The following is a 378-nucleotide window of genomic DNA, read 5'->3' as shown; positions in this document are numbered from 1 at the left end:
ATCGGCCCAGATCCGCGAAATTTTAATCAGCGAGTCAGCTTGGGAAGAAATGACCTGCTTATTCGCACCTTCCTTAGATAAAAAAGAATAACATGGGTATTCAAATTAACCGGGATATTTTTCGCTATTTTATCTTCTTTGCTTGTCTGGTGTTTCAATATTTTTTAATTTCTCTAATAATTTGTCTATCGCACCAATATCATTATTTACTGCTGCCTGTTCATCATCCGTCAACGGGATCTCCTGCATCATTTTGAGTAAATTCTGACGCCCCTCTATATATTGCGCTTCTGATGATGATTTAGGGAAGGTGCGAACAAGTCCCTGATATGAGATCATGTTTGTCATCTGGAGCCATGGAACAGGGTTCATCATGAG

At 39.4% G+C, this 378-nt stretch carries 1 pseudogene; it reads right to left on the bottom strand.

Annotated features, from left to right (window positions below):
* Nucleotides 1-129: 129 nt before the first annotated feature.
* A pseudogene (locus tag V6E55_RS25685) lies at nt 130-378 on the bottom strand (hypothetical protein); the annotation flags it as partial.

The sequence above is a fragment of the Enterobacter sp. 342 genome (genome assembly GCF_036663495.1).
Classification (GTDB): Bacteria; Pseudomonadota; Gammaproteobacteria; order Enterobacterales; family Enterobacteriaceae; genus Enterobacter.
This window is presented reverse-complemented; position numbering and strand designations above follow the sequence as displayed.